This window comes from Heyndrickxia vini, assembly GCF_016772275.1.
Taxonomy (GTDB): Bacteria; Bacillota; Bacilli; order Bacillales; family Bacillaceae_C; genus Heyndrickxia; species Heyndrickxia vini.
The window spans coordinates 3,659,864-3,681,500 of sequence record NZ_CP065425.1 but is presented as its reverse complement, the minus strand read 5'-3'; the positions used below and the strand labels follow the sequence as shown (position 1 = coordinate 3,681,500).

Annotated in this window: 24 protein-coding genes and 1 pseudogene; 20 read left to right on the top strand and 5 right to left on the bottom strand. The window is 35.5% G+C overall.

The features are described 5' to 3' along the window. The first annotated feature begins 87 nt into the window (after positions 1-87). Entirely contained in the window at positions 88-843 is a 756-nt protein-coding gene (locus tag I5776_RS18340) for a MerR family transcriptional regulator (RefSeq protein WP_202777999.1), read from the top strand. 34 nt (positions 844-877) lie between these two features. Here the strand turns inward: I5776_RS18340 and I5776_RS18335 are convergent, their stop codons facing one another. Then, the gene (locus I5776_RS18335; RefSeq protein ID WP_202777998.1) at positions 878-1,213 is read right to left on the bottom strand and encodes a DUF3899 domain-containing protein; all 336 of its coding nucleotides are present in this window, start codon (positions 1,211-1,213) and stop codon (positions 878-880) included. A 326-nt stretch (positions 1,214-1,539) separates the two neighbouring features. Between I5776_RS18335 and I5776_RS18330 the strand changes: the two genes are divergently transcribed. From I5776_RS18330 to I5776_RS18300, 8 genes and pseudogenes are all read left to right on the top strand, one after another. Continuing rightward, a complete protein-coding gene (locus I5776_RS18330) occupies positions 1,540-3,210 on the top strand; it encodes a peptide ABC transporter substrate-binding protein (RefSeq protein WP_202777997.1) in 1,671 nt (556 codons plus the stop codon). Positions 3,211-3,348: 138 nt separating this feature from the next. Continuing rightward, positions 3,349-4,278, top strand: coding sequence for an oligopeptide ABC transporter permease (gene opp3b / locus I5776_RS18325; protein ID WP_066236031.1), 930 nt, complete (start codon positions 3,349-3,351; stop codon positions 4,276-4,278). After that, positions 4,278-5,297: an oligopeptide ABC transporter permease gene (gene opp3C, locus I5776_RS18320; RefSeq protein WP_202777995.1), complete on the top strand. Its 1,020-nt coding sequence runs from the start codon at positions 4,278-4,280 to the stop codon at positions 5,295-5,297. The genes opp3b and opp3C overlap by 1 nt, the downstream gene beginning before the upstream one ends. A 17-nt stretch (positions 5,298-5,314) precedes the next feature. Continuing rightward, positions 5,315-6,376: an ABC transporter ATP-binding protein gene (locus I5776_RS18315; protein ID WP_202780856.1), complete on the top strand. Its 1,062-nt coding sequence runs from the start codon at positions 5,315-5,317 to the stop codon at positions 6,374-6,376. 2 nt (positions 6,377-6,378) lie between these two features. Further along, a pseudogene (locus I5776_RS21835) lies at positions 6,379-6,854 on the top strand (ATP-binding cassette domain-containing protein); the annotation flags it as partial. Positions 6,855-6,956: 102 nt separating this feature from the next. Continuing rightward, positions 6,957-7,304: an ABC transporter ATP-binding protein gene (locus tag I5776_RS21830; protein WP_425490388.1), complete on the top strand. Its 348-nt coding sequence runs from the start codon at positions 6,957-6,959 to the stop codon at positions 7,302-7,304. Between the two features lie 313 nt (positions 7,305-7,617). Continuing rightward, positions 7,618-8,682, top strand: coding sequence for a C45 family autoproteolytic acyltransferase/hydrolase (locus I5776_RS18305; RefSeq protein ID WP_202777993.1), 1,065 nt, complete (start codon positions 7,618-7,620; stop codon positions 8,680-8,682). 15 nt (positions 8,683-8,697) lie between these two features. Continuing rightward, entirely contained in the window at positions 8,698-9,258 is a 561-nt protein-coding gene (locus tag I5776_RS18300) for a GNAT family N-acetyltransferase (RefSeq protein ID WP_202777991.1), read from the top strand. A gap of 35 nt (positions 9,259-9,293) precedes the next feature. Here I5776_RS18300 and I5776_RS18295 read toward each other — a convergent pair whose 3' ends face one another. Then, a complete protein-coding gene (locus I5776_RS18295; protein WP_202777989.1) occupies positions 9,294-9,959 on the bottom strand; it encodes a hypothetical protein in 666 nt (221 codons plus the stop codon). A 336-nt stretch (positions 9,960-10,295) separates the two neighbouring features. Between I5776_RS18295 and I5776_RS18290 the strand changes: the two genes are divergently transcribed. Further along, positions 10,296-11,018 carry a 3-ketoacyl-ACP reductase gene (locus I5776_RS18290; RefSeq protein WP_202777988.1) on the top strand — a complete coding sequence of 241 codons (723 nt, stop codon included), beginning with the start codon at positions 10,296-10,298 and terminating at the stop codon, positions 11,016-11,018. Between the two features lie 50 nt (positions 11,019-11,068). Here the strand turns inward: I5776_RS18290 and I5776_RS18285 are convergent, their stop codons facing one another. Continuing rightward, positions 11,069-11,557, bottom strand: a complete 489-nt coding sequence (locus I5776_RS18285) for a cation:proton antiporter regulatory subunit (protein ID WP_202777987.1) — start codon at positions 11,555-11,557, stop codon at positions 11,069-11,071. Between the two features lie 186 nt (positions 11,558-11,743). Between I5776_RS18285 and I5776_RS18280 the strand changes: the two genes are divergently transcribed. The 8 genes from I5776_RS18280 (at position 11,744) to I5776_RS18245 (ending at position 18,626) form a co-directional block, all read left to right on the top strand. Beyond that, positions 11,744-12,292: a tyrosine-type recombinase/integrase gene (locus I5776_RS18280; RefSeq protein ID WP_202777986.1), complete on the top strand. Its 549-nt coding sequence runs from the start codon at positions 11,744-11,746 to the stop codon at positions 12,290-12,292. A gap of 50 nt (positions 12,293-12,342) precedes the next feature. After that, a complete protein-coding gene (locus tag I5776_RS18275; RefSeq protein ID WP_202777978.1) occupies positions 12,343-12,837 on the top strand; it encodes a cation:proton antiporter regulatory subunit in 495 nt (164 codons plus the stop codon). A 6-nt stretch (positions 12,838-12,843) separates the two neighbouring features. Continuing rightward, positions 12,844-14,064, top strand: a complete 1,221-nt coding sequence (locus I5776_RS18270; protein ID WP_202777976.1) for a cation:proton antiporter — start codon at positions 12,844-12,846, stop codon at positions 14,062-14,064. Between the two features lie 98 nt (positions 14,065-14,162). Continuing rightward, a complete protein-coding gene (locus I5776_RS18265; RefSeq protein ID WP_202777974.1) occupies positions 14,163-14,855 on the top strand; it encodes a GNAT family N-acetyltransferase in 693 nt (230 codons plus the stop codon). 231 nt (positions 14,856-15,086) lie between these two features. Continuing rightward, positions 15,087-15,515 (top strand): MarR family winged helix-turn-helix transcriptional regulator, encoded by a 429-nt coding sequence (locus tag I5776_RS18260; RefSeq protein WP_202777972.1) that lies wholly within the window; start codon positions 15,087-15,089, stop codon positions 15,513-15,515. Positions 15,516-15,725: 210 nt separating this feature from the next. After that, positions 15,726-17,333 (top strand): MFS transporter, encoded by a 1,608-nt coding sequence (locus tag I5776_RS18255; RefSeq protein WP_202777960.1) that lies wholly within the window; start codon positions 15,726-15,728, stop codon positions 17,331-17,333. Positions 17,334-17,368: 35 nt separating this feature from the next. Then, positions 17,369-17,998, top strand: a complete 630-nt coding sequence (locus tag I5776_RS18250) for a biotin/lipoyl-containing protein (RefSeq protein WP_202777958.1) — start codon at positions 17,369-17,371, stop codon at positions 17,996-17,998. 154 nt (positions 17,999-18,152) lie between these two features. Then, on the top strand, positions 18,153-18,626 hold the full coding sequence (locus tag I5776_RS18245) for a hypothetical protein (protein WP_202777947.1): 474 nt from the start codon (positions 18,153-18,155) through the stop codon (positions 18,624-18,626). Positions 18,627-18,679: 53 nt separating this feature from the next. Here I5776_RS18245 and I5776_RS18240 read toward each other — a convergent pair whose 3' ends face one another. Together I5776_RS18240 and I5776_RS18235 are read right to left on the bottom strand one after the other, a co-directional pair. After that, a complete protein-coding gene (locus I5776_RS18240) occupies positions 18,680-19,012 on the bottom strand; it encodes an ArsR/SmtB family transcription factor (protein ID WP_202777945.1) in 333 nt (110 codons plus the stop codon). Continuing rightward, positions 19,013-19,438, bottom strand: coding sequence for an SRPBCC family protein (locus I5776_RS18235; protein ID WP_202777943.1), 426 nt, complete (start codon positions 19,436-19,438; stop codon positions 19,013-19,015). A 186-nt stretch (positions 19,439-19,624) separates the two neighbouring features. On the opposite strand from I5776_RS18235, the gene metA reads away from it, so the two are divergent. Both metA and I5776_RS18225 read left to right on the top strand, forming a co-directional pair. Continuing rightward, on the top strand, positions 19,625-20,533 hold the full coding sequence (gene metA / locus I5776_RS18230) for a homoserine O-acetyltransferase MetA (RefSeq protein WP_202777941.1): 909 nt from the start codon (positions 19,625-19,627) through the stop codon (positions 20,531-20,533). 93 nt (positions 20,534-20,626) lie between these two features. Then, positions 20,627-21,631 carry an alpha/beta fold hydrolase gene (locus I5776_RS18225; protein WP_202777939.1) on the top strand — a complete coding sequence of 335 codons (1,005 nt, stop codon included), beginning with the start codon at positions 20,627-20,629 and terminating at the stop codon, positions 21,629-21,631. The last annotated feature ends 6 nt before the right edge of the window (positions 21,632-21,637 follow it).

The window sequence follows — 21,637 nt, the reverse complement described above, 5'->3', positions numbered from 1 at the left end:
TATTACTTATAAAATAATTTAATAAATAGTATTTGACATTGACGTTGCGTAAAGGTGTACCTTTACATTAAGAGGAGGTGATCAACTTTGGAATATACAGTGCAAAAGCTAGCGAGATTAGCGGGAGTAAGCACAAGAACCCTTCGATACTATGATGAGATAGGCATTCTTAAGCCGGCAAGAATGAATACATCCGGGTATCGAATTTACGGGCAAAATGAAGTTGACAGACTGCAGCAAATTTTATTTTACAGGGAATTAGGTATTGAATTAGAAAGTATAAAAAACATCATGAACACTCCTGGCTTTGATGGTACAAAGGCACTTAAGGATCATCGTGAGAAACTCCTCGAAAAAAGAAAACAACTAGACGTATTAATCGAAAATGTAAATAAAACGATTTGCTTAAAGGAAGGGAGAATAGAAATGACGGACCAAGAGAAATTCGAAGGTTTTAAGAAAAAAATGATTGAGGAAAATGAAGAAAAATATGGGGAAGAAATTCGAAACAAGTACGGCAATGAGACAATTGATCAATCCAATGCAAAATTAATGAATATGACTCAAGATCAATATGAAAGATTCACAAAACTAGAGAAACAAGTAATAGAAACGTTAGTAGAAGCTTTCGCAACTGGTGATCCATCAAGTGAGCTTGCACAAAAAACAGCAGACTTGCATAAACAATGGTTGACCTATACTTGGAAAGAATACAGTAAAGAAGCTCACGCAGGACTTGCACAAATGTATGTGGATGATGAACGATTTAAATCCTATTATGAAAAGCAACCAGGGATGACCGAATTTTTGAGAGATGCCATCCATATTTATACTAAGAAATAGGCAAAAAGCGATTGGGGTGCACCAATCGCTTTTTTTATCCATAATAAACAAACAATGCAATGATCATTAAAATAATCGTAACAAGTCCTACGGTAAATGGTAAAGTGTACCTTAATGGAATTAATTTTGACAACGGTCTTCGGTCTTCATCGTTCATTTTGCTAAACATTTGCTGGAAACTGGCAAATACAATATCAAAAAATCCTTTATTAATAATGTAACCTGTTAATGCTAATAATATAAGAAGAGCACCAATAACAAAGGAAACATTAATATATGCCAATAAATTAATGGAGTGATAAAAGATAAAAGAAAACAGAATGACAAATATTTGTGAAATCAACACCCATATAACATATTTTTTAAACAATAGAATCATTCCTTTCATTAAAAGAAATGGAAGAGAGGAGATAAAGATAATGAAAATTATATAGTAAGTAATATAAAAATTAAAATAAAATTTTTGTGAAATAATATTTAAAATATTATGACATTATATAATATTATGACATTTCAAATAATTATTTCGCTTAAAAGTGCATAAAATAGAAAATAAATGTAATTTTACCTATAAATATGGTATAAAAAAGTTAAAAATGTTTTCTCAAAATAATGTACAAATCAGAATTATATTATATAATATTAATAGAAAAGCTTTTTAGAATCTTTTCAAAAAAAGAAAAAGGGGACAAGTAAATGAAAAAGTCAAAATTTTATTTATTTACTGCTATTGCCCTATCACTTGCACTAGTACTATCTGCATGTGGTGCGGGAAGCGATAAGAAGAGCTCAAGCAATGGCGATAGCGGTTCAAAAAATGACCAAGTTCTCAATATGATTGAGACTGCGGAAATCCCAACAGGAGATCCAACTTTAGCAACAGATGCAGCAAGTTTCAGTGTATTCGGACAAACATTAGAAGGTCTTTATACATTAAATGACAAAGATGTACCGGTACCTGCACTTGCAGAAGGAAAACCTTCTATTAGTGAAGACGGTAAAGTTTATACATTTAAAATTCGCAAAGATGCTAAATGGTCTAATGGTGACCCTGTAACAGCAAAAGATTTTGTTTTCTCTTGGAGAAGAGCAGTAGATCCTAAAACAGGTGCTCAATATGCGTACATGTTTCAAGGTGTAGTAAAAAATGCAAATGAAATTATGAATGGCAAAGCAAAACCTGATCAATTAGGTGTAGAAGCTGTTGATGACAATACATTAAAAGTTACACTAGAAAATGCAGTTCCATATCTTGATTCATTACTAGCGTTTGCTACTTTTGCTCCGTTAAATGAAAAATTCGTTACAGAAAAAGGCGATAAATTCGGAACAAACAGTGACAATATGCTTTCAAATGGTCCATTCGAATTAAAAGATTGGGATGGAACAGGTTTAACATGGAAATATGTGAAAAATGACAATTATTATGATAAAGCAAATGTAAAAATTAAAGAAGTAAATGTACAAGTTGCAAAAACTCCAAATACAGCAATTAACCTATACAACACAGGTAAAACTGATATTACAGCTGCGTTAAGTGCAGAATATGCAAAACAATATCAAAACAATAAAGATGCTTTAAAAATGGTAGAATCTAGCTCTTGGTATTTGAAATTCAACCAAGTGCGTAACGGAAAGAAAACACCTTTAGCGAATGAGAATATTCGTAAGGGACTAGCTATGGCATTTGATAAAAAAGCATACACAGATACTATCCTTTCAAATGGATCTTTCCCAAGCAACGGATTAGTTCCTAAAGGTGTACATCAATTGAATGGTAAAGACTTCCGTGATGCAAGTGGAGATTTATTAACTACTGACAAAGCAAAAGCAAAAGAATATTGGGAAAAAGGCTTAAAAGAATTAGGCGTAAAAAGCTTAACACTTGAATTATTAAGTGATGATACAGAAAATGCGAAGAAAACAAGTGAATTCTTCCAAGATCAATTACAAAGAAGCTTACCAGGCTTAACACTTAAATTAACAAACGTTCCATTTAAAATCCGTATCCAAAAACAAGACAAGCAAGATTATGAAATTCAAATGGCTGGATGGGGAGCAGACTATTTAGATTCAATGACATATCTTGATTTATTTGTAACTAATGGTGGAAATAACAAAACAGGTTACTCAAATAAAAAGTATGATCAATTAATCAATGATGCAAAAGTAAAATATGGTAATGATCTTGAAAAGCGTTGGGAAACATTGCTACAAGCTGAGAAAATCTTAGTTCAAGAAGATGCAGCAATTGCTCCAATTTATCAAAGAGGTCACTTGAAATTAATTAAGCCATATGTAAAAGGCTTTGAAGAACACTTATTTGGACCAGATTATACGTTAAAAAATGTAACAATCGAAAAATAAGAAGATAGACAATAGGATATATTGAAGGTCTTCCAAAAAGAGAGTATCTTTTTACAATAAAAAGATTACTCTCTTTTCCCCTTTATATATCACCATATTTAGAAGATTTTAAATTATTTGGATTAGGAGGTATGCTTGATGGCAAAGTATATTTCAAAAAGAATTGTTTATTTAATTCTTACTTTGTTTATTATTTCATCATTTACTTTCTTTTTGATGAAATTTTTGCCGGGTACACCGTTTCGGGCAGAAGAAAAGCTATCTGACGAACAAAAGATCATCCTTGAAGAAAAGTATGGATTAAATGACCCAATTCCAGTTCAGTACGGAAGATATATGGTAAACATTGTAAAGGGTGACTTAGGGGTATCATTCCAATTTGATAATCAGCCAGTTACAAAACTGCTTATCAATCGAATGGGGCCATCATTACAGCTAGGCTTTCAAGCGATGTTTATCGGAACGATTGTCGGAATATTATTAGGTGTTTTAGCAGCGATGTTTCAAAATACTTGGATTGATTATGGAAGTACATTCCTCGCAGTGTTAGGAAAATCGATCCCTTCATTCGTATTTGCTGCAGTACTACAATATATCATTGGAGTTAAATTACAATGGCTCCCAGTTGCCTCATGGGATAGTTTTGCCTCATCCATAATGCCTACTATTGCATTGGCTATTTTCCCAATCGCAACAGCTGCCCGGTTCATGAGGACAGAGCTAATTGAAGTATTAGGTTCAGATTATATAACATTAGCAAAAGCAAAAGGAAATTCAAAAATGGAAATTTCCTTTAAACATGCTGTCCGAAATGCATTGATTCCGTTAATTACGGTGTTAGGACCGATGGCAGTTGGTTTAATGACTGGTTCCATGGTTGTAGAACAAATTTTTGCTATACCTGGAATCGGCGAGCAGTTTGTTAAATCAATTCAAACGAATGACTTTCCTATTATTATGGGAACAACCATTTTCTTTGCTTTCTTATTAACAGTAATCATTTTGATTGTTGATATTCTTTACGGAATCATTGATCCAAGAATTCGTGTAGCGGGAGGGAAAAAATAATGGCTGAAATGTTAGAAAAAATACCGAAAGAAATGTTTGAGCCCGCTCCAGTGAATCCAAATGAAAGTGAAGTTATTTCAAAACCGCAACTTTCCTTTGCGAAGGATGCATGGCTTCGGGTTAGAAAAAATAAAGGTGCGATAATTAGTTTAGTTCTATTAGTACTAATCATTATTATGGCAATTATTGGGCCACATCTTTCACATTTTGATCCTACGGAAGTAAATACAACGAGGGCTAATCTTCCTCCAAGAGTACCTGGCTTAGAAAAAATGGGAATATTTGATGGCAGCCAAAAAATTGGCGGAGTTGAAACCAACGTATATAAAGAACAGCATATTAAAGACTACTATTGGTTTGGAACAGATGGTCTTGGACGGGATTTATTTTCACGGGTATGGCTTGGAACAAGGGTTTCATTATATATCGCATTCCTAGCTGCGCTTATTGATATGGTTATTGGGGTAACATACGGACTAATCTCAGGGTTTAAAGGTGGACAAGTAGATAACGTCATGCAACGTATTTTAGAGGTTATTTCTGGTATACCAAATTTAATTGTCGTTATTCTCATGCTATTAATTATGGAACCGGGGATTTTATCCATCACAATTGCAATGGTTATCACTGGATGGATTGGGATGGCTCGGGTCGTTCGCGGTCAAGTATTGAAACTAAAAAGCCAAGAATATGTTATGGCATCGAAAACACTTGGTGCATCTAATGGAAGAATCTTATTTAAACATTTATTACCGAATTTATCAGGGGTTATAATCATCAATACGATGTTTACGATTCCGAGTGCGATATTTTTTGAAGCATTCTTAAGCTTCATTGGTATTGGTTTACAAGCACCTAAGGCATCTTTAGGAACATTGATTGAGGATGGGTATAAAACATTCCAATTCTTACCTCACTTAATGATTATTCCTTGTCTAGTCATTTGTATTATATTAGTTGCAAGTAACTTAATCGGAGACGGACTACGTGATGCATTTGATCCGAAAATGAGAGATTAAAGAGCGAGGTGAGAAAGATGAAAAAAATGCTTGAAGTAAAAGATCTTAATATTTCATTCCATACATTTGCTGGAGAAGTAAAGGCAATCCGGGGAGTAAACTTTGATCTGTATGAAGGTGAAACACTAGCAATTGTTGGGGAATCAGGTTCCGGTAAGTCGGTCACAACAAAATCCATTATGCGGTTGTTACCACCTAGCAATTCTGAAATTAAATCCGGTCAAATTCTTTTTAATGGAAAAGATATTGCCAAAGCTTCTGAGAAAGAAATGCAAAAAGTTCGTGGAAAAGATATTTCGATGATCTTCCAAGATCCGATGACTTCACTTAATCCAACGATGACCATCGGGAAGCAAATTATGGAACCATTGTTGAAACATCAACATCTTGGTAAAGATGAAGCAAGAAAACGAGCAATCAATTTATTAAAGCTAGTCGGGATTCCGAAACCAGAATCTCGTATGAAACAATACCCTCACCAGTTTTCTGGTGGTATGAGACAACGTGTTGTAATTGCAATTGCACTAGCATGTAATCCGAAAGTATTAATCGCTGATGAACCAACAACAGCATTAGACGTAACGATTCAAGGTCAAATCTTAGACTTAATGAAAGAACTACAAAAGAAAGTGGATACTTCTATTATTTTTATTACCCATGATTTAGGCGTTGTTGCAAATGTAGCCGATCGTGTAGCCGTTATGTATGGTGGGAAAATTGTTGAAGTAGGAACAGTAGATGAAATTTTCTATAATCCTAAACATCCATATACTTGGGGATTAATCAGTTCCATGCCTAGTCTTGATGCGAACGATGAAGAATTATATGTCATTCCAGGAACACCACCGGACTTGCTAAATCCGCCGAAGGGTGATGCTTTTGCTGTTCGTAACCCTTATGCGTTGAAAATAGATTATGAAAAAGAACCGCCAATGTTTAAAGTATCTGATACGCATTATGCTGCAACATGGCTGCTCCATCCGGATGCACCAAAAGTGGAACCGCCTGCAGCAGTTCAATTGCGAATGAATAAATTTAATGCTAATAAAAAAGCAGCTCCTAATAAGGAGGCAAAATAAAAATGGCAGAAAAATTATTAGAAATAAAAAATTTAAAACAGTATTTTAATATGGGTACATCGAATGAAGTGCGTGCTGTTGATGATATTTCCTTCGATATTTTTAAAGGAGAAACGCTTGGCCTAGTAGGTGAATCTGGTTGTGGCAAGTCAACAACTGGACGTACGATTATTCGACTTTATGATGCAACAGGTGGGGAAGTCCTTTTAACGGAGAAAATGTTCATGCGAAGAAGTCAAAAGGACAATTGAAGAAATTCCATCAAAAAATGCAAATGATCTTTCAGGATCCTTACGCATCGCTCAACCCGCGAACAAAAGTTGCTGATATCATTGCAGAAGGTATTGATATCCATGGTTTGGCCAAATCTCCAAAAGAAAGAATGGACATGGTAGCCCATCTTCTTGAAACAGTTGGCTTAAATCGCGAGCATGCCAATCGTTATCCACATGAATTTTCGGGTGGACAAAGACAGAGGATCGGAATTGCCCGAGCTCTTGCCGTTAACCCTGAATTTATCATTGCGGATGAACCTATTTCTGCATTGGATGTATCCATTCAAGCACAAGTAGTTAATTTAATGAAAAAGCTTCAAAAAGAAAAAGGGTTAACTTATTTATTTATCGCCCATGACTTATCAATGGTTAAATATATAAGTGACCGTATTGGGGTTATGTATTTTGGTAAGTTAGTGGAGTTAGCTCCAGCAGAGGATTTATATAATAATCCTCTACATCCCTATACGAAATCATTGCTTTCAGCTATTCCATTACCGGATCCAGATTATGAACGGACACGTGTGCGCCAAACATATGACCCGGCCGTTCATCAATATGAACAAGGCGAAGAAATTAAAATGCGTGAAGTAACACCAGGGCATTTTGTATATTGTTCTGAGAAGGAATTTAAGCAATATAAAGAACAGTAATAGATTGCCACTATGAAGATCAAATCGTTTACGATTTGGTCTTTTTTTCTGCGGACTCCCGATCCGCTATCTGTGACAAAATGGGGTTATTCCTTATGTTTGAGGACATTGGTTCCGTTATATTATAAAAAAGCGGTGATTTCTTTATGTTTTTTCGTAAATAACGTACCCAGTGTCCGATGGGCTTTTAAAATAGCTCATTTATCAAAAATAACGGATTCCATGTCCGCATAAAAGGGGATATGCTTTATTTTCATTTGTTAATCCCGTATCTTAAATATAAGGAACTAAATTTTTCTAAGAGGGATCTGACATGAAGCAAATTTATAGTGAGATTATTCAATTTAGAGGAACGCATTATGACTTTGGTTATATGCAAGGGAAAAAATTAAAGGATTCACTTATAATTCAAAATCGTGAAAAACAGTGGCAAGTAAGAAAACCCCGATTTACTGTGGAGGCTAAGGAAGTAAAACAAGCGATTACTCGATTTGCTTCAGGAATTTGGGATGAACTGCTTGGTTTGCAGGACGCATTGGAATGGCCGATCGAACGGGTGTTGATGGAATTTGGAGGATATCGCTTAGATTATGTGCGATCAGGCTGTTCCATTTTAACGGGAGATCATTATTTAATCCGTAATTATGATTATCATCCTAAGACATACGAAGGTCGTTATACTTTTTTTCAACCGACCGACCAAGGCTACGCGATAGTGGGACCGAGTCAGCGAATTACTGGACGAATGGATGGAATGAACGAGAAGGGATTGGCCATGGGCTATAACTTTATGAATCGTAAATCTCCAGGTGATGGGTTCATCTGCTGTATGATAGGCAGGTTAGTATTAGAATCGTGTGCAAATGTGGAAGAAGCCGTTGAAATGCTGAAAGAAATTCCACATCGCCATTCCTTTACATATGTTGTATATGACAAAAATGGTGAGACACAAATTGTGGAAACTTCTCCCCGTGAAGTAAGGGTTCGTCAAGCAAATGCGTGCACCAATCATTTTGAATTAATGCAAGATGAAAATCGCCATCATCTCGTCGATTCGAAGAGACGGTTACAAATTCTACAAGCAAACCAAGAAACAATTTCGGGTGCACAGGAAGCTTTTCGTTTAATGAATAGTACCGATAAAGGTGTTTTTTCTGATTTATATGGGAGCTGGGCAGGAACAATTCATACTTCAGCTTATTTACCACGTGCTATGAAAGCATGGTTTGCACTTGGTGGAGATGTAGAACCATATGAGTTTGATTGGCAAAAATGGCTAAGTGGTGAAGACATCACTTTTGAAAGGATAGTAGGAGAAATTGATACAACCATTCCTTTTGTCCATATGGATGAAGGCGCAGATTGGTCAAGAAAATAGAGGAGTGACAACAACATGCAATGCAGACTAGCTATGAAAAGTGATGCAAAGGAAGCGGCAGATTATATCCATTTAGCGATACATGATATTGCGGAAGCATTAACGGGTGAAAAGGAAACGGAGAAAATAAGAAACGTTCTATCAGACTTATTTCATCAGGAAAATAATCGATTGAGCTATCAAAATAGTATTGTCGCGGAAGTTGATGGTAATGTTGCAGGTATTCTTGTCGCCTATTCCGGTGACGATGCAGAAAAGTTGGACAGACCAATTCTTGAAAGACTGAAAAAGAAAGGGAAAAATCATATAGAGTCATTCGATCAAGAAGCTGACAAAGGTGATTATTATATTGATACGGTCAGTGTTGGTCCAGATTTTCAAGGGAGAGGAATTGGAACAATCCTTATCCAAAAAGCAGAACAAGTGGCACAGGATAAAGGGTTTACGAGAGTCACTTTAAATGTTGCAGAAGATAATCCCGGAGCGAAACGACTATACGAGAAACTTGGATACATGAAGGAAAAAAACATTATAATTAATGATCATGAGTATGACTATATGGTAAAAAAAATATAAGAGAAAAGAGAGAGGTTTTTAGGCCTCTCTTTCTACTATTCCTGATATATTTTTCGATACTTTTCATTATATGAACGGATTGATCTCATATTAATTGGTCCATTCAGTACTTTATAATATTTCCCTGATAGAATGTGAAGATAATTTTTAGTACCGAAAACGACTGAGGGGGGTATCGTTTTATGTGAGAGTGTAATTTCAAACTTTTCTTCCGACAATGTCTTGTTATATTCCTTTTCAGATATCCGTTTAACACGGTACTTCCCTAAATATCCAATAAGTTCATTTGCTGGTTCAACTTTTTCCGTTATCCATTCATAAGTCTTATTTTCAGGAATTTTGTTCATTGTAAACCCTATAGATACAAGATCATGTGGGTTGAACCGAATTAACTCGGCTAAATTTCTTTCACGGTGCTCATTCCAAAATTGGAACGAGATGATTATGATTGTTAAAAGAAGAGTAGCTGAAATGAACTTAGCGAATGAAGGGTTTTTTGTCTTTTTATATGTCCCCCAAATATCGACTAACGCAATAATAAATATGATCCAAAATTCATAATTACTAAAAGAAATACCCGTTGAAGATTGTCCCCCGAGCAATGTTAATAGCCCAATTAAAAAAATAAAGTATCCGTTTAATATTAGTGAGTATTTAAATGACATATTTCCATCGTCGCTGTTTTTTCGAAAGATTATCATGCTTAACACCAAGATGGAAATGATGATCCAAAAAATCTTTTTAGGCGATATAAATTGGGTAAATGGAGCTTGTGGAAAATAATCAAAAATTAGAAAGAGTGTCAAACAGAGCAATATGATAATTTCCAAAACGATAGATAACTTTTTGATTTTCAATGTTTCACATCCTAAATTTTGCTAGTGACTCAATTATACTAAATATTCCGATAAATGGAACATAAATTTCAAACCAATAGAAAGTATCTTTCATTAGTTTCATGAAGCATTAGAAATGCATGTTAGTAATTAAATATGCAATAATAAATGAATGATATATTTGAAAGGGGTTGTAGTCCTTTGGCACAATCATTAAAAGGAAAAGTTGCGTTTGTTACAGGTGCAGGAAGAGGAATTGGTAAAGCGATCGCCATTGCTTTAGCTAAAGAAGGTGTAAATGTTGGGCTTTTAGCTCGAACAGAGGAAGCGTTAAAGGAAGTAGCTACTGAAATTGAAGGGTATGGAGTAAAGGCTGCCTATGCATCTGTTGATGTTTCATCGTATGAACAAGTACAAAAAGCAATAGAGACTATTACAAATACACTTGGTACAACAGATATATTAATTAACAATGCAGGTATAGGAAAGTTTGCCCCACTATTAGAAACGGAGCCTGAAGAGTGGAAAAAGACGATTGAGGTCAATTTAATGGGACCTTATTATGTAACACGCACAGTTCTTCCGCAATTAATAGAAAAAAACGGCGGCGACATTATTAATATTTCTTCAACAAATGGTCTTAATGGTGCTGCTACCTCAAGTGCGTACAGTGCATCTAAATTTGGCTTAATTGGATTAACCGAATCGTTAGCACAAGAAGTACGGAGAAATAATATTCGCGTGACTGCTCTCACTCCAAGTACAGTGGCAACAGAGCTTGCAGCAAGAAGTAACCTGATTTCTGGAAATGAAGAAAAATACATGCAGCCTGAAGATCTTGCAGAATTTATTGTTTCCCAATTAAAATTGCACCCTCGAATTTATGTGAAAAATGCTACTCTACTGGGAACGAATCCATTCTAATATACATAAAAAGTGAAAGATCGAGTTATCTGTCTCGATCTTTTTTTAACCTAATGATTGAACAACTTAGATAAAATCCTTTGAATATTCGCACGTTCACCTGATAAAACGACAGTATCCCCATGTTGAAGGATTTCATTTGCCCCCGGATTTAATACTTTTTCGCGGTTTTTTCTTACAATTGCAATGATAGTAACGCCAAAGTGATCCCTAATTTTTAATTCGCCAATTGTACGGTTGATAATGCTTGCGTTTGCATCAACTTTACACCATTCAAATACTAATTCTTCAAATGCATGCTCCAAGTTTTCAATTGCCTTCGGTTTATAAATAATTCCTCCTAATATTGCAGCAATTTGTCTTGATTCTTCATCAGTTAATGTAACACAGCCTGAGCTTTCCTCTGCATTCATCGAGTCGAATTGATAAATTTCCCTTTGACCGTCTTCATGCAAAATGACGACGATTTTTTCATTTCCATTTGTTTGAATTTCGAATTTTTGTCCGATGCCCGGGAGTTCACATTCACGGATATTCAATTTACTCGCTCCTTAGTTTTGGACATAATTATATTGTATATTTAATACTAGCCGATTGTGACCGAATAATAAAGGGACATTCATAGAAACAGTATTGTTTTAAACTTTGTCAAAAATACACACATTATATTACATAACCATATGTTATAATATGATTAAGTAACATAGATTAAGGAGAATAAACAAATGGAATACGTTGAAGCTCTTAGGGATATTAAGCAAATTAATTCCATGAAGAGATATTTAAAAAAGCATTCAGAACGGGATTATGTCCTCTTTGTTTTTGGAATAAATACGGGGTTAAAGATCACTGAAATTCTAAATTTAAAGGTAGAGGATGTTTTTGAAAAGGAAGATAAAATAAGAAACTTTTACAGACTGCCTGATAGAAATGTATATCTTAACCACAAAGTAAAAAATGCTCTTCTGCATTATATTCACACGAACAATTTACCTACAGACTCCTATTTATTTCAATCCGCTAAAACAAAAAAACCGATTACACGTCAACAGGCTTACCGAATTATTCATGATGCTGCAGTTTCAGTTGGGATTGAGGGGAAAATTGGTACCAATTCCATGCGGAAAACATTTGGATATCATGCCTATAAAAAAGGGGTTGCCATTTCACTGCTTCAAAAGCATTTTCATCACGCGACACCATCTGAAACCCGTAAATATCTCGGAATTACAAAGGATGAAATCATTCAAACAGAAATAGATGTAAACCTTTGAGCTTCAAAAGCTCCTAAATCTGTTACAAAACATATGAGGGAGGAAATACAATGATGATTAGGGAGAGTGAGTTACCGGGAATTGGAAGAAAATTTGAGATTATTACGAGTAATGAAGAAAAAATTGTGATTATTATTCACGACGATGGACGAAGAGAAATGTATTACTATGATGAATCGAATCATGAAGAAAGTGTTTCGAGCACAACGTTAAACGATTCAGAAGCAAGAAATATCGCAGCGATTTTAGGTGGGATGATTTATAAACCTCAAACACTTGAAACGATCGAAATGGCTTTCGATGGATTGGTGATTGAGTGGTATAAAGTCGAGCCTAAAGCACCAGCCATTCGTAAAAATATCGGGGAACTTGAAATTAGAAACAAATATAATGTAACGGTCATTGCGATTTTAAAGAAAAATATGAAAAAAATATTGAATCCGGGACCTGAATCTCTTATTGAAGAAGGGGATACACTTGTCCTTTCGGGGGAAAGAAAAGAACTGAAAAATTTAATCAGTGAGTTGTTGTCCAATGAGAGGTGATACTAGATGAATCATTTAGTGTTAGAAGTTGGTACAGCATTGGTATTGGTTGCGCTTGCTGCGATAATAGCAGGGAAAATGAAATTTTCAATCATTCCATTTTTAATCATTATGGGAATGCTTGTCGGCCCGCACGCCCCGACGATAGGCGTGATTAATCTGAAATTCATTGAGAGTTCCGAGTTTATTGAGTTTTTAGGGCGGATTGGTGTCCTCTTTCTCCTCTTCTATTTAGGTCTTGAATTCTCTGTTGGAAAGTTAATTCGATCGGGGCGTTCCATTGTTATTGGCGGATCGATTTATGTAACAATGAATTTTGTATTGGGTCTGCTTTATGGGTTTATTATTGGATTTCCGTTTTATGAAACCCTTATTATTGGAGGATTGTTAAGCGTCTCTTCAAGTGCCATCGTGGCAAAAGTACTCGTTGATTTAAAACGAACAGCTAATTCCGAAACAGAGCTTATTTTAGGAATTATTTTGTTCGATGATATTTTCCTCGCTGTTTTTTTATCCGTCATGTCCGGACTCTTACTGGGAGATTCCACTTCAATAATGGGCACGATTGGATCCGTTCTTATTTGCCTTGGGTATATGCTTGTATTTTTAATTATTGCTCGCAAGGGAGCACCAATTATCAATAAGCTCCTTACTATCCGTTCAAATGAAATTTTCATTCTTGTTGTTTTTGCCGCATTATTTTTTATCGCCGGTTTTTCGGAAACGATTCATGTCGCGGAAGCAATCGGTGCATTGCTTTTAGGTCTTGTCTTTTCAGAAACAGAGCATCGAAAACGTATTGAACATTTGGTTATTCCGTTTAGAGATTTCTTTGGTGCGATTTTCTTCTTCAGCTTTGGGTTAACAATTGATCCATTTTCCTTAGGTGGAGCAATTTGGCTTGCACTAGGGGCAGTTGGCCTTACGATTATTGGGAATTTTATCGCTGGAATGATTTCAGGCAGAAAGGCGGGATTATCCCACAAGGCATCCGCAAATATAGGTCTAACCATTGTTTCCAGAGGTGAGTTTTCCATCATCGTTGCTAATCTAGGTCTTGCTGGCGGACTACTTCCAATATTAAAACCGTTTACGGCCCTTTATGTACTCATATTAGCTGTTTTAGGGCCACTTATGACGAAAGAATCAAAAGCAATTTATCAATTTTTGGATAAAATCTTTAAATGGAGTAATCAAACAAAAAAGGTAAAAGAAAAAAAGGTCTAATGATTAGGTGTCCCGCTACGGGGCACTTATTTTTTTAACATACGTTTTCATGTATGATAAGAAATATGTGAAACATTAAAACATGTGAGGGATAAGTTGTGAAAATCATCTACGAAGATACGTTGAAGCATGATGGAACACCATATAAAGTAACAAGATTAACAAGTTGTGATATCGATCAAATATTACTATTACAGGATCTAGTTGTTTCTGCATTAGAAGATAAAAAGATTTTACAACCGCTAACACTGGAGGAATTTAAATTTATTTTAGAGGGAAATGGTTTAATGGTGGGGGCTTTTGTAAACGAGCAACTTATCGCGTTTCGTGCACTTTTGGTTCCTACAATAGATTCCGATCATTTAGGTTATGATATTGGGTTAGCAAAAGAAGAACTACCAAGTGTAGTCTACCAAGAAATTTCGAATGTTCATCCACAATATAGAGGGAATCATCTACAAAAGATTTTAGCAAAAATTATTATGAATGAGTTATCTAAATTAAGTGGAAAGTACTCTTATATTTGCTGTACAGTGGCTCCATTTAATATACCTAGTTTAAAAGATAAATTTTCTCAAGGGATGGAAATTGCTGCGCTGAAGGAAAAATACGGGAGACGCTTAAGGTATGTATTTGTTAAAAAACTTGGGGATGTAAATAATTTTTGGACTAAAAAAGTCACTCTGAACATGAATGACACGGAAGGTCAACAAGGACTATTATTGAAAGGGTGGAGAGGAATCAGAATGGAAGTGCGAGGTGATGAAATTTGGGTTGAATATGCCATGTAGGATGAGTGAATAGAATCTTCAGTTTTCTACAATCTTTGCATGGGATTAAATACGTGAAGGCGATAAGATAGAGGATTTTGCGCTTTTTAATCAAACGTTTGATTAATTTTCGTTTTTAATTATTTTGTAGAAGATAGGGGAATATCGTCTAATTGCAGAGGAAGGCACCAAGTTTCCTATGATATACTTAATAAATAACCATTCGGGATGTAAGTAAGAGGGGGAAGAATATTGACAGATCGTGTACTCCAATTGATTGAATACGAAATTGCCCTGCTTGTTCGCCTAACGACAGCCCATAGCCCCAAACTTGGAAGTTTGGATCGCTCAGAATACCTTTTACTAAGTGAACTTGAAAAATCGAGTCCATTAGCCATTAATTCACTTGCGGAAAATTTATTACTAAACCTGTCTACTGCTAGTAGACAAGTCTCAGCGTTAGAAACAAAAAAATACATAAGGCGTTTTCCTGATGCTCAAAATGGCAGAATCAGCCTTGTTGAATTGACAGATAAAGGGCATGAAATTCTTCGAAAAGTCCAAATCGCCCGTTATTCAGCTTATACGGAAATGCTCCATGATTGGTCGACAGAAGAATTGAAAAGTTTAGAAGAGAACCTATCACGGTTGAATAATGATTTTAAAAAGTGGAAGAGATGATCCTACGTTAAGCAGTGGGTCATCTCTTTTTTTAAAATTGGGAAAGAGAAATGGAAAAATGACAAAAATACACTATTGCTATTTTTAATACAAGTTGTATAATACATATTGCATAATACAATATATGAAACGAAGAACGGATTTCCACTTTTTCGGAAATTCTTTTTATTTGGTTGTTGAAGACAAATACAAAGTGAAAGGGGAATCAGAATGAATCAAAAAGGCATTGCAAAAGGGATGGTAGGCATTCCTAATTACATCATTATCTCATTTTTAACGATTTTTGCGATTGGACCGCAATATTTTATTAATCTTTCGTATACGATGAACCAAGAAATCGTTCAAAATGGATTACATTTAAGTTCGAAGGCTCTCCTGTTACCTTCAACATTATCTAATCTGGCATTCGCTTTAGGTGTACCACTTGGACCTTTGTTTACAAGAAAACTTGGACTTCGGAAAAATTATTTATACCTTGTATTTATTTTTTTAATTGGATCAATTATTAATGCGATTTCCCAGGATTTGATCATTTTAATTATTGGGAGGACGATTCAAGGTTTAAGTGCGGGTGTTTTGTTTTTAACGATGCTGCCCGTCAGTTTAAAATCATTTCCAAATAAAATCCGAAATACCTTTCTGTTCATGGTTATATCAGGATTGTTTGGGGCAACTGCACTGGGAGCTTTCTTTGGTTCACTTTCATTAAGTGTCGATGCATGGCGTTGGCTATTTATATTAAATATTGTCTCTGCTGTTCTATGCTTAATTGTCGGTTTCTTTGGATTGCCAAAGACGGAAGAGTATGAACTAGATCGAGCACCAGTTGATAAAACAGGAATCTTTCTATATACGCTCATTTTAATTGTACTTTCATTTCCATTATGTAACTTAATGGATAAAGGCTTTTCATCTTTATATGTTTGGCCGTTTTTTGTTGTTGCATTTCTTTTATTAATCTTGTTTCTTTCAATTGATATGAAAGCGGAAAATCCATTAATTCCATTTCGGACGCTAAAAGCAGCTAAACCCATTTCCGGAACGATTATGGCGATTGCATCTCATGTCTTGCTCATCCTTGCGATAGCTGGTATAAACGGTTTTTTGCGTCATAATAAAGATCTTCCATTTCATTATCTCTTGCACTTTTATATTTGGTTTTTTATTGGAATTCTTATAACTGCGATTCTTAAGACTATATTTTACGGTATGCTCGGCGCAGGAAAGATGGGGATTATCGGCTCACTTGCAGTTATTTATGTATGTTTACAATGGAGAGTCATGGGCCCGGAAGTTACGATGGCAACATTATATTTTCAAATTGCTCTATTAGGTGCAGGTGTTAGTATGGTGCTTGTTGGTGGTGCGTTAGGAACAGCGTTTGCGGGTAATTTGCACCATGCATCATTACGTTCGTTAACCTTGCATTCGACTCGGAACTTCATTGGGGCAATTATAACCCCTATGGTTGGTTGGTTTCTAACTACGCAAAATGAATTCCAATATGGAAATATTCAAGAATATCTTGGGGAGAACGGTCCGGAGGCGAAATCGGAAATTGCGCAATTAACCCATCGTTTAATGGAATCTGGTCTTCCTTTAAGTAAAGCACAATCAATAGCTTCATATGAATTAATTGCTAATACGAAGAAAGCGGCTATTCTTGGTGCATACCATCATTTATTTACAATTATGCTTGGTGTTGCTTGTATCATGCTCGTAGCATCAATAGGAAAAATGGTGACTGGAAAAGGAATAGGTCTGGTGAAGAAGGAACCGAAAGTACCAGTTTCTTCTATGAAAGAAACAACAGTGTAAATAATATAAAATTAAATAATGAAGGAGAAAAGTATATGAGTAAACGTATTATAGTTGCTAATATTATCGGAGTTATCGTTGTAGTTCTACTTATTGCGTTAGGCGGATATTTTTACGTTCAAAATAAAAATTATGTTAAAACAGATGATGCGGTTGTTTCTGCTGATATGATGGGAGTTGTTGCACCCACATCCGGTATTCTTACCAATTGGGATGTTAAAGATGGAAAAAACGTTACTAATAAAGATATAGTTGGTAAAGTATCTGACGGTAAAAACGAAATTCCTGTTGATGCGAAAATGGATGGAAAAGTTATCAAAAATGAAGCTAGAAAAAATCAAATGGTCCAAGCAGGTCAAGAATTAGCAAAAGAGGCCGACCTAGATCATATGTATATTATTGCAAACATTGAAGAAACGGATCTTAAAGATATTGAGATAGGTGATCGTGTCGATATTACTGTGGATGGTGACAATGATACGACATTTGATGGAACGGTTAAGGAAATAGGATATGCAACCAATTCCGTCTTTTCGGTATTACCATCAAGTTCAGCCGGAAACTACACAAAAGTAACACAAAAAGTCCCTGTTAAAATCTCAATAAACCAAGCTTCAGACAAAGTTTTACCTGGAATGAACGCGGAAATTAAAATATCACTATAAAAATACCTGTCCCTAATAAAATGGGGATAGGTATTTTTCTATTCATTTGCGTTCGTAATAATTGATGCAATAGTAAATTTCCGAATATTTATTTTTATTTTGAATAGGTATTTTACAAATAAAGGTAACTGATAATAATGATAGGAGGCGTACAATGATCATACTTTATTTATCAGTTATTATTTTTAATTTCCTAGCATTATATACAAATAAACGACTAACGGGAAGTCAAGTTCTTCATATTTGGTCTTTTACAATTACTTTCCAATTAATGTTTGATGTTTTTATCGATTTGAAGTATAAGGGGTATTGGTATTTTACTCAAGGCATTGATTGGGTCGGTCTTCCTGCATATACAATTTTAATACCGCCGGTTAATGTCATCTTTTTAAATTGGTTCCCGTATGGCTCCTCATTAATAAAACGAGTGGGTTACTTTGTAGTTTGGGAATTCTTTCTACTGCTATATGAAATGATTGCAAAATTGCCGGAACCATGGGGATACTTCCGCTATGGATGGTGGAATATATGGTATTCATTTTGTATTAATCCATTATTATTATGCACAGTATTACTGTATTATAAATGGGTGCTTAGGCTAGAAAGGAAAACATTAAACAATGTTTAGTTAGGATAGATAACATAAAAAAGAGACGTAAAGTTCGTCTCTTGTTATAGTCCTTACTGGTTCTCATCGTCGGACTCCACATATTTTTTTAAATCAAAAAGTTTACTTGTCCAGTATTGATCAAAGACAGAAAGCCATTGTTTAAGTTCACTTAAAGGTTCTGGTTTTAATTTGTATCGAGTTTCTCTTCCCATTCTTTGGCTTGTGACAAGCCCAGCCTCAGATAATACCTTGAGATGCTTATTGATAGCGGTTCGACTAATTGAAAAGCACTTCGTGATGGAGGCAATCGACATTTCATTTTCCGATAATAATTGTAATAAACGACGGCGCGTTGGGTCAGCTATCGCCTGAAAGACATCGTGCTTTGACTCTGAATTTTGCATCTACGCTTCTATATATTCTTTAAGTTTTCCTTCAAGACCTGCCCAGCCATTATCCATTATTCCTCGAATAACTGTGTGAGGTTGATTGAACTCAGTCACCTTATTTGCGTCCCATCCAGAGTGAATAAGAGTAAATTCCGTTTTTCCATTCTGCTCTTTTAATTCAAATGTCAGATGCCAATCTTTCCCCCAATCAAAACCTACACGATTTGGAGGATCTAGTTCTGTTACCTTACAAGGTGAATCACCGTATGGTCCAGCATGTAGGACGAATTCTTTTCCAAGTATGGGTTCAAATGTATTTGACATCCACCATCCAGCGATACCTTCTGAAGTAGCAACTGCCTTCCAAACCTTTTCAATGGGTGCATTTAAGATAATTGTGTATCGAATATCAGGCAAATGCCCGTTTTTCTTATTTTCCATAATAATAACCTCCGTAAATAAATATGACACTAAATGGTGTTACTTTTTATTATAACATGCTTTGAAAAAACTTCAACATACGAAAAAGATACAGATAAAATAACGAGAAATCCTAATGGATGACAAACATAAGGAGCACCCCTATAATGGAATTATGAAAAAATTCAGATATGGGAGGCGATAGGATTGCCTATTAAAATACCAAAATTATTGCCTGCACGTGAAATTTTAGAGAAGGAAAATATTTTTGTGATGGATGATGAACGAGCGAATAGTCAGGATATTCGTCCGTTAAATATCCTTATATTAAATTTAATGCCTGAAAAGGAAAGAACAGAGGCGGAATTGCTTCGACTTCTTGGAAATTCCCCGCTCCAAATCAATATTATGTTTCTTCATATGGCTACACATGAATCGAAAAATGTAAGTAAATCGCATCTTGAACAGTTTTATACGACCTTTACAAATGTGAAAGATCGGCGTTTTGATGGAATGATCATTACTGGTGCACCAGTAGAGCATTTCGCATTTGAAGAAGTGGACTATTGGCAGGAATTAATGGAGATAATGGAATGGTCAAAAACGAATGTGACCTCAACACTGCATATTTGCTGGGGGGCACAGGCTGCTCTTTATTATCATTTTGGCATTGATAAATTTGAGATTGGACAGAAATGTACAGGAGTATTTAAACATTCTATTTTGAATTCAAATGTAAAGCTTGTTCGAGGGTTTGATGAAGAATTTCTTGCACCGCACTCTCGATATACAGGTAATTTAAAAGATCACATCCATGCATGTGAAAATGTCATCTTACTTGCAGAATCGGATGAGGCTGGTCCACTTCTGATGATTTCTAAAGACGAAAAGCAGATTATGATAACGGGCCATTTAGAGTATGAAGCAGGGACACTTGCCGAGGAATATGATAGAGATACGAAAAAAGGTGGGGAGGCATATATGCCAAAACACTATTTTCCAAATGACGACCCAAATGAAAAACCGAAACACAAATGGCGGGCACATGCACATTTGTTATTTTCTAACTGGCTAAATTATTACGTTTATCAACAAACACCTTATCAGTGGGAATAATAGTTTTCTCTGCTGCCTAATTCCTAGTCAAGATCGGAAAGTCTGCAATAATGTTATTAAATAATTCTTTTAAACTCACCAGGAGATGAAATCATGTTTATTCGCAAAACCCCTACGATTAAGAATGGGTCATATAGTCATTCCTCCCTTGAAGCAATGACAATTGGCGGAGTCGAGCAATGGGTTCTCATTCGTGGTCAAGATCGTAGGAAACCAATTCTGCTTTGGGTGCATGGTGGTCCAGGTGCTGCACAAATTGGTTTTATTAGTCAGTATACCTCTGAATATGAAAAGGACTTTCTTGTAGTTAATTGGGATCAACGTGGAGCCGGTCTTTCTTTTTCAAAAAAGATTACAAAAGAGTCGATGACGGTTGAGCAGATGCTAAATGATCTCATCGAATTAGTGAGAGTTCTGTGCACACGATTTCAACAAGACAAAGTTTATATACTAGGTCACTCATGGGGGACAGTTCTTTCCTATTTGGCGATTAAGCGTCACCCAGAGCTATTCCATGGATATATTTCTGTTTCGCAAATCGTCAATTGGAAACAACTTGAATATGTGTCCTACGAACGAACTCTCCAAAAAGCAAAAGAAGTTGGCAATGAAAAAGCATATACCCAATTAATAAAGATTGGAGCCCCGCCTTGGGACAAAGTGAGTTCTGAACATATCCATAATCATTGGTTACAAAAATTTGGTGGTGGAGTGATCCATAAAGGGAGCTTTATGAAATTATTCCTTCTGCCATTATTTAAGCGCTCTGAGTATCACTTATTTGATGTCATCAAATGGTTAAAAGGGCAGTGGTTCTCCAAATCTTCATTAAAGGAAGAAGCAGAAACAATTGATCTATATCAAGATGATTTATCGGTTCAGGTCCCTATTGCATTTTGTAACGGGCGCTATGATTACACATGTCCAGGTGAACTTGCGGAGGACTTTTTTCATAAACTTCAAGCACCCGCTAAAAAATGGGTGTGGTTTGAAAAATCCGCTCATACCCCCATGTTAGAAGAAGAGGACTTTTTTCATCGTTTTATTTTGGATACGATAAAGGAATGGCAAAAAAATTTAATTAATTTAGAAAGATAAGCCACG

Bases quoted from the DNA above. Each gene is read 5' to 3' on its own strand.
- I5776_RS18330 (WP_202777997.1), top strand. From the start codon at position 1,540: ATGAAAAAGTCAAAATTTTATTTATTTACTGCTATTGCCCTATCACTT.
- opp3b (WP_066236031.1), top strand. From the start codon at position 3,349: ATGGCAAAGTATATTTCAAAAAGAATTGTTTATTTAATTCTTACTTTG.
- opp3C (WP_202777995.1), top strand. From the start codon at position 4,278: ATGGCTGAAATGTTAGAAAAAATACCGAAAGAAATGTTTGAGCCCGCT.
- I5776_RS18315 (WP_202780856.1), top strand. From the start codon at position 5,315: ATGAAAAAAATGCTTGAAGTAAAAGATCTTAATATTTCATTCCATACA.
- I5776_RS21830 (WP_425490388.1), top strand. From the start codon at position 6,957: ATGAAAAAGCTTCAAAAAGAAAAAGGGTTAACTTATTTATTTATCGCC.
- I5776_RS18305 (WP_202777993.1), top strand. From the start codon at position 7,618: ATGAAGCAAATTTATAGTGAGATTATTCAATTTAGAGGAACGCATTAT.
- I5776_RS18300 (WP_202777991.1), top strand. From the start codon at position 8,698: ATGCAATGCAGACTAGCTATGAAAAGTGATGCAAAGGAAGCGGCAGAT.
- I5776_RS18295 (WP_202777989.1), bottom strand. From the start codon at position 9,959: ATGATAATCTTTCGAAAAAACAGCGACGATGGAAATATGTCATTTAAA.
- I5776_RS18280 (WP_202777986.1), top strand. From the start codon at position 11,744: ATGGAATACGTTGAAGCTCTTAGGGATATTAAGCAAATTAATTCCATG.
- I5776_RS18275 (WP_202777978.1), top strand. From the start codon at position 12,343: ATGATGATTAGGGAGAGTGAGTTACCGGGAATTGGAAGAAAATTTGAG.
- I5776_RS18270 (WP_202777976.1), top strand. From the start codon at position 12,844: ATGAATCATTTAGTGTTAGAAGTTGGTACAGCATTGGTATTGGTTGCG.
- I5776_RS18255 (WP_202777960.1), top strand. From the start codon at position 15,726: ATGAATCAAAAAGGCATTGCAAAAGGGATGGTAGGCATTCCTAATTAC.
- I5776_RS18250 (WP_202777958.1), top strand. From the start codon at position 17,369: ATGAGTAAACGTATTATAGTTGCTAATATTATCGGAGTTATCGTTGTA.
- I5776_RS18245 (WP_202777947.1), top strand. From the start codon at position 18,153: ATGATCATACTTTATTTATCAGTTATTATTTTTAATTTCCTAGCATTA.
- I5776_RS18240 (WP_202777945.1), bottom strand. From the start codon at position 19,012: ATGCAAAATTCAGAGTCAAAGCACGATGTCTTTCAGGCGATAGCTGAC.
- I5776_RS18235 (WP_202777943.1), bottom strand. From the start codon at position 19,438: ATGGAAAATAAGAAAAACGGGCATTTGCCTGATATTCGATACACAATT.
- I5776_RS18225 (WP_202777939.1), top strand. From the start codon at position 20,627: ATGTTTATTCGCAAAACCCCTACGATTAAGAATGGGTCATATAGTCAT.